5 protein-coding genes are annotated in these 6,533 nt (G+C 71.1%); all 5 read right to left on the reverse strand.

What is annotated here, in order from left to right:
* Window positions 1-179 precede the first annotated feature (179 nt).
* A complete protein-coding gene (locus AC2CJA_RS22265; protein ID WP_484604454.1) occupies window positions 180-1,547 on the reverse strand; it encodes an NAD(P)/FAD-dependent oxidoreductase in 1,368 nt (455 codons plus the stop codon).
* Between the two features lie 62 nt (window positions 1,548-1,609).
* Window positions 1,610-2,857, reverse strand: a complete 1,248-nt coding sequence (locus AC2CJA_RS22270; RefSeq protein ID WP_484604455.1) for a DUF6545 domain-containing protein — start codon at window positions 2,855-2,857, stop codon at window positions 1,610-1,612.
* 15 nt (window positions 2,858-2,872) lie between these two features.
* Window positions 2,873-3,424, reverse strand: coding sequence for a toxin-antitoxin system, toxin component (locus AC2CJA_RS22275; RefSeq protein ID WP_484604456.1), 552 nt, complete (start codon window positions 3,422-3,424; stop codon window positions 2,873-2,875).
* 50 nt (window positions 3,425-3,474) lie between these two features.
* Window positions 3,475-4,098, reverse strand: a complete 624-nt coding sequence (locus AC2CJA_RS22280) for a hypothetical protein (protein ID WP_484604457.1) — start codon at window positions 4,096-4,098, stop codon at window positions 3,475-3,477.
* 180 nt (window positions 4,099-4,278) lie between these two features.
* A complete protein-coding gene (locus tag AC2CJA_RS22285) occupies window positions 4,279-5,832 on the reverse strand; it encodes a pectate lyase family protein (protein ID WP_484604458.1) in 1,554 nt (517 codons plus the stop codon).
* Between the last annotated feature and the right edge of the window lie 701 nt (window positions 5,833-6,533).

The raw sequence follows: 6,533 nt of genomic DNA on the forward strand, positions 1-6,533 counted from the left end.
AACCCGGCGCCCACCCGACGCGACAGCCGGGCCGTCGGCCTGCCCAGCCTCAGCCCACGGCACGAAAACGGTCCACCGACTCCGTCGGCGGACCGTCACGAAACTTCGAGGTTAGGCCCTCGGCCGTCCGCGGCGGCCGCCGCCCACAGATGGGGGCGGGCCCCCTCGGCACGGCCCTGTCACTCCGGAACGGTGACGGACGGGGCGGACAGGCCGGCGGCGGCCATCTCCTCCTCGGTGAGGGGAGGCCCGTCGAGTTTCGGGCGGCGGGGCCCGCGGAGCGCGGCCAGGGCCAGGCGGGGGTCGCCCAGGACGGAGACCGGGTGCTCGAGGGAGGTGACATCGGTGACACGGCGGGCCGCCCAGCCGTTGCCGGTCGCGGTGTGGAGCAGCCGGTTGACATAGGCGGCCGAGACCTTGTCCCGGAGGGCGGGGCCGTGCTCGGTCGCGCCCGGATAGAGCACGTCCTGACCGACGGCAAGGACCCACGCGGCATCCACCGGTCCGGCCACGGCCCGCTGGACGTGCCGTGCCAGGCCCGGGGTCCCCCATCCGTGGCGCCCGACCGCGTTCCGCAGGGCGACGGCGCTCTGGGCCGCGGTGGACATTCCGTGCCCGTAGCTGGGGTTGTAGGCTGCCAGGGCGTCCCCGAGGACGGCGAATCCCTCGGGCCAGCGGCGCATCCGCTCGTAGTAGCGGCGGTAGTTGGCGGTGCTGCGGGTGCGCGTGACCCCGGTCAGGGGTTCGGCGTCCGCGATGAGCCGGCCGACGATCGGATGCCGGGGCGCCTCCAGGGCGAAGTCCATGAAAGCACCGCCGTCCTCGGCCGGTTCGCCTCCGCGGGTCCCGGAGAGGGTTGCCAGCCAGCGCCCGTCCTCGACCATGATGAGCAAGGCGCCCTGGCCGGGAGCCCGCCGGGGATCGGCCTGGACGATGACGGTGGGGAAACATCCCCGGGCGCGCACGGCGGCGGGGGCCCGGAAGGCGCGGCTGGCGTAGACCAGGCCCGGGTCGATCCTCCGTTCGGCCGGAGCGGGCAGCCCCAGGTCCCGCAGCCAGGAGGACGCGCGCGAGGCACGGCCTGTGGCGTCGACGACCAGGTCCGCGGCGAGCCTGCCCTCGCTGCCGTCCGCCCGGCGGACGCGGACGCCGGTGACCGCGTCCGCGTCGCCGAGGAGACCGTCGGCCGCGGTCTTGTCCAGGAGGGCGACGCGCTCATGGCCGAGGACCTGCCGGCGGACGGTCCAGTCGAGCAGGTCACGGCTGCACAGAAGCGTGTGGTGGGACTCCTCCCAGCGGCGGAACCACCCCCGCGGGCTGAGGACGACCATGTCGGTGGGCACCGGCACGTAGTGCGCCCCGCATCCCCTGAGCAGACCGGAGGTGCCGGGCAGCAGTTCCTCGACCGCCCTGGTACCGCCGGACCACAGCACATGGGTGTGCTGCGCCTGGGGCAGCCCCCTGCGGGGGCCGGGCCCTTCGGGAAGGGTGTCGCGCTCCACGACGGTGACGGTCGCGAAGTCGGCCAGGGCACGGGCCGCGAGCATGCCGGCCAGGCTGCCGCCGAGGACTATCGCGGACCTCGTGGGCCGGGTTGACCGGGTGGATCTCATGGGGTGGGGGTGTCGTTCCATGCGGCGGGTGTGTTCTCCGACCTGACGGCCGTACTGCGGTGGACCGTCTCGACGATGCTGGGGCGGCGCAGTGCCCTGGAGACGGCTTCGACATCGCGGAGCAGACTGTCGGGACTCCTCCACCCGGCGCCCCCGCCCGGATCCTCCGCGCGGGCGGTGATGGCGGCGGTAACGACCACGGCACCGGCGACGCCCTCGGCCTCCCGGGGCGTGAACCGCCGGCCGAGTGCCTCCCCGAGCACGGGGTCCGGGTCGAGGACCGCGCGGCGGGCCCGGCGGTGCAGCTCGTGGTCCAGATACGGGGCCAGGGTGTAGAGACTGTCCCGTATCTCCTTCTCCCGGATCGTCAGGGACGTGTGGATGTCCGGCTTGCCGACGAGCGTGGACGGCCCGGCCGGGACGTGTTCCTTCAGCAGCCGGCACAGGGGCAGGAGTCTGCGGTGGCGGAGTGCGGCGCGCCAGAACTCGCAGGTCGCCTGGCCCGCGTGGGGGACCAGGAAGCCCGCGCCGACCAGGATGGAGCCGATGGCGCCGGCCAGCGGGGCGGCCCGGGTGCTGAACCAGTCCAGATCGTGGCCGCTCCACCGGCCGACGACCGCGGTGAGCTTGAAGCCGTTGAAGGCGAGGGTGGCGATGTAACCGGTGCCCATGAGCAGCACTCCGGTACGGAGCCAGGCGTCGACGCGGCGCACCCGGCGCTCCCACGACCACAGCAGCACGAAGTTCACGGTGTTGGCGACGGTGTGGGCCACGATGTAGAGCGTGATCATCTCCCGCAGGTACGGCTCGTCGGCGTAGTAGGTGTCGAAGTCGCGCAGGCGCTCGACGGCGGCGTCACCGAGGGCGAAGAGCACCCACAGTGCGACGATGACCAGCGAGTACACGATGATGACCCACCGCATCACACGGCTGGCCGCCGGTGTGATCCCGTCCCGCCACGCGGTGAGCATCAGCAGGCAGCAGGCGCTGAACGCGGTGAGCAGGCTGTAGACCCAGGGCGCCGCGATGTTGGTCACGCCCGTGGTCCGGTTGATCAGGGCGATGCTCTGGGGAGCCGCGGAGGCCAGGACGAGGAAGGCCATGACCAGCAGGAGACTCGCCACGCGGAGCAGTGACTCGTGCCGGGCGCGGATGGTGGACCGCATCTTCAGGAACAGCGGCAGCAGCGCCACGACCGCCGCGAGGTAGTAGATGTAGGGGATGACGTCTTCGGAGGCGTCCACGGCTGGCCGACCGCCTCACCGGGGACTGAGCGTGGTCCGCAGCCGGCTCACGACCGCGTCGGTGCGCGCGGGGCGGGGGACGGCCAGTGGATCGTCCACGAGCCACCTGCGGAAATCCCTGTACAAGCGCACGCCGAACGCCTCGGCCTCCCCTTCCTCCTGCGCGTCGCAGTGACTGCGTGCCGCGGCGCACAGCACCGCGCCGTCACCGGGGAGGTCCGCGGGGGACAGCAGGCGGGCGGCGGCGGTGCCGCCTTCCACCCGGCTCGGATAGCTGCTGTGGCCCTGGTGCAGGTGCCACAGCTCGTGGCCCACGATGATCGGTTTCTGAGGGGCGTCCACCCGGCGTTCGAGGAGGATCACGTCCCGCTCCTCCAGGGACAGCATCAGGCCGGTGATACCGCCCGCCTCGCGCGGCAGTTCCTCGACCCTCAGCTCGAGGGGACGGCCCCGCAACGCGCTCATCTCCCGGCACAGCGCCCGGCACAGCGACTCGGCGTCCGTCGGCACCACCAGAGCGGGGTCACGGCTGAGACCGTCCATGAGCCGGCGGGCGAGCTCGTCCATGGCCTTCCGGGTGCTCCTGCCGATGGCTCTGCGCCCCCTGCACTCCCCTGTCATCGTCCGGTCTCCGAGTCCGTGACGAAGTCGACGACGAACCTGGCGATGGCCTCCCGCTGGGCACGGGTGAGGGTACGCCCGCCGCCGCGGGCGGCGATCGCCCTGGTGCCGTGCTCCCCGACGAGTGCGGCCAGGGGATCGAGCGCCCCTCCGGCCGACTCGGACTCCAGCCGGCCCATGATCGGCCGGAGTTCACGGACCAGCGCGTCACAGGGGGAGTCGGTGAAGAACGTCAGCGGGACCCCGAAGTAGTCGGCCAGCGCGGCGAGGTGCGGCACGTTGGGGCACTTCCCGCCCTGGAGGAGGCTGCGGGCCCAGGCGCCGGTCACATCCAGACGGGCCGCCACCTCGCCGACGATGTCGGCCGACCTCCTGCCGCTCTCCCTCAGAGATCGCTCGTACAGGAAGTTCACCCGTCGGGGGGCGGTCTCCCCCACCTTGCGCTCCCGGACCCTCCCACCCCTCAGCAGGGTGCGGATCTCCCTCGTGCCGAGGCCGGTGGCCGCCGACAGCTCACCGGGGTCCAGAACGTCGTCGCGTCTGGACCCTCTGCTCTCCGACAGAGCGTCCAGACGCTCCAGGACCTCGTTCAAGGCGTTGTGAGAGGCCTCGGTCACCATGTCCTCCGAACGGTCGTCACCCGATGGTACGCCGAGGCTACGGCCCGTGTCGCGGCCGGGGTCACCATCCGGAACGATCGTTGTCGGAAGGGGAACTTCCGTTGCCGTCCGGTCCCGGGCATGCCGCCGCCCGTCCGGTCCCGGAGGGTGCCGGGCCCGGACGGGCGGCGGGGCGCGCCGTTATCCGGCGTAGGTCTCGTACTCGGCCACCTTCGGCGTGCCGGACGAGCCGGTGATCTCGAAGGTGATCTTGCGCAGTGAGGTCTGCGGGAAGGTGATGACGCCCGCTCCGTTTCCGGAGGTCAGGACGGCGCCGGTGTCGTGGTTGACGACCCGCCAGGAGCCGATGGTGCCTTCGGACCCTGCCGCCTCCCGGATGTTGATCTTGGAAACGGTGGTGGCGGAGCCCCATTTGATCGAGATCGACCCGGTCGATCCGGTCGGCGACCAGTAGGAGCTCATGTCACCGTCGCGCACGTTGCCGTAGCTCGTTCCGCTCGCCTTGCTGGAACCGTCGGAGCCGGCGCCGATGCTGAGGTTGGTTCCGCCGGGCTGGGACGGAGTGGGCGTGGGGTCGGTCGGCGTCGGTCCGGGGTCGGTCGGCGTGGGGGTCGGGTCCGGTGTCTGCGGGGAGCAGCTGCCGTCCGACACCTTCAGGCCCTTGCCCGCCCCCGCGGTCTGGCTCACGATGCCCGGCACGCAGTCGGCGCGGTCGAGGTTGTAGGAGTAGGGGATGCTGACGGTGGTGTTGGACTGCGGGTTGGGCCCGGCCGGGTTGTTGTCGCCGCTGCGGCTGGACCAGGTGACGTTGTCGAAGATGTTGCCGCCGACCTGCCAGTAGCCGGCCTCGTCGGTGTAGAAGGTGCCCAGGACGTCCTTGGAGTCCTCGAAGTAGTTGTTGTCCACCTTGGCGCGGGCCCCGGCACGGGAGTTGATGCCGGATTCGTGGATGTCCGCGTAGTGGTTGTTGTAGATGTGGCCTATGCCGCCGCGCAGCAGGGGGAGACGGGAGTCGATGTTCTCGTACAGGTTGTGGTGGTAGGTGACGAAGCCGTTGGAGCGGTCGCTCTCACTGGAACCGACCAGGCCGCCGCGGCCGGAGTTGCGCAGGATGCTGTAGGACAGCGTCACGTACTTGGTGTCGTTCTTCATGTCGAAGAGGCCGTCGTACCCCGCCGACTCGCCGCCCGACGCCTCCAGGGTGACGTGGTCGACCCAGACGTTGCGGACGCCGCTCTCCATGCCGATGGCGTCACCGCCGTTGGACGTGGGCGAGCCCGACTTCTTGACGTTCTTGACCGTCACGTTCTGGATGATGATGTTGCTGGCCTCGCGGATGTGGATGCCGAGCTGGTCGAAGACGGCTCCGCCACCGACCCCGACGATCGTGACGTTGCTGATCTGCTTGAGTTCGATCCTGTCGTCGTCGGTGTTGCAGCTGTCGCCCGACACCTTGCTGGTGTTGCCGTGGTTGATGGTGCCCTCGACCTGGATGGTGATCGGGGTGCTGCTGCTGGCCCGGCTGCACAGTGCCTGGTGGATCGCGGTTCCCGTGGTGGCCCGGACGGTCCGCCCGCCCGCGCCGCCGGTGGTTCCGCCGTTCTGGGTCGCGTAGCCGGTGGGGCCGCTGGCCGCCGCCGACGCAGCGGGCATCGTCAGGACCACGCCCGTCGCGGTCGCGACGGCCATCGTGGCCAGTCCCGCGTAGAGCCGTAGTGCGACTGCTCGTCTCATCTCGTCTCCTGCCTCGTCTTCGAGGATCGAAGGCTGTTACTGCATGTCATGGGCATGTCATTAAATTGTCTGGGTTGCCGGTCCGTCGCCGGGCGGGCCGGAGGCAGACCCGAAAGCGGATGCTCCGGATGCGGATGTGGTCGGAGGCCCGCCGCGGGGCCGAAGGCCCCGGGGGTGGTCGATGACGGCCTCGGGATTGCCGTGACCGTGCTTCCGTCCGTTCCGGCGTACGACGGCGCGTGTGCCTGGCATGGTGGCGCGGTGCGTCGTCATCGGGGCGTACGCCCTTTCTTTCCGTGGCGCGTCGAGATCCGGGGTGAAGCCCTCGTGCCGAGCCGGGGCCGGCTCCTGCGCAAGGTCGCGGCGGGTGTCGAGGTGGTCGCCCCGCCGGAACGGTTGCCACAAGTGAAGAAAGCGCTTTCTTTCGGTGAGGATAGGGCGGCGTCCGTTGGAATGGCAAGGCTCCGGAAGGTTGCGGAATGCATCATTCCTTCTCACGTGATGCTTTCCGACGGTCGGTCAAGGCGCTTGCACCGCAACGGAGTTCGATCCTGGTCGTGTCCTGCCCGCCCCGGCGTGCGGCGATGGGGACGGTGGTCTGCGAACGCGGTCACCACATGCCGCCGGTGAAGCGCCGCCCCGGCGGGGGGGGGGCGGGGGCGGGCCGGGGGGCGGGGGGGGGGCGGGGCCGCGGCGGTGGC

The organism is Streptomyces sp. ATLC9, assembly GCF_057196705.1.